The sequence below is a fragment of the Vibrio sp. 1562 genome (genome assembly GCF_033340155.1).
GTDB classification, from domain to species: domain Bacteria; phylum Pseudomonadota; class Gammaproteobacteria; order Enterobacterales; family Vibrionaceae; genus Vibrio; species Vibrio alginolyticus.
Window position 1 is genome coordinate 1 of sequence record NZ_JAWOVY010000520.1, and the last position, 609, is coordinate 609.

Annotated in this window: 1 pseudogene; it reads left to right on the forward strand. The window is 47.5% G+C overall.

The window, feature by feature from the left end:
- Window positions 1-609: pseudogene (locus R7Z49_RS26160) on the forward strand (DNA translocase FtsK); the annotation flags it as partial.

The following is a 609-nucleotide window of genomic DNA, read 5'->3' on the forward strand; positions in this document are numbered from 1 at the left end:
TGATTGGGCGTCAGAAGAACAAACAAGCCAATCTTATGCGGATACAAACGCAGTCTATCAAGAGCAGGTGCAAGCCAAGCATGAAGAGGTTGTTGAACACGATACGCCTCAACTTGAATCAAGCTATGCAGAATATGCACAGTTTGCTGCTCAGCAAGAACAGCAACGCCATGTGGAACCAACGCCACACGAAGAGCCTGTTATTGACACTCGTGCACTTGATGACATTACCGACCACGCTGAGCCAAGTGAACATATTGAACCAACCATCTCTGATTTTGATGTAGTAGATGAAGAGGAGGTATATGTTGCTCCTCAACCTCAGTCGCGTTCACCAGAGCCTCAACCTATAGTTCAACCACAATCGGTTTCTCAAATTCAACCAGAACAGACACCTGAGCCGAGTGTAGTGTTTGAACCAGCGCCACAAGAAGTTGAGGTTGAGGAAGTGCAAGATGGCGATCAAGATGTTGCCGCATTCCAAAGCATGGTATCCAGCGCGCAAGCAAAAGTTGCCGCGACGCAAAACCCATTCTTGATGAAGCAAGAACAGAATTTACCAGTGCCAGAAGAGCCGCTGCCAACACTTGAATTGCTTTACCATCCGGA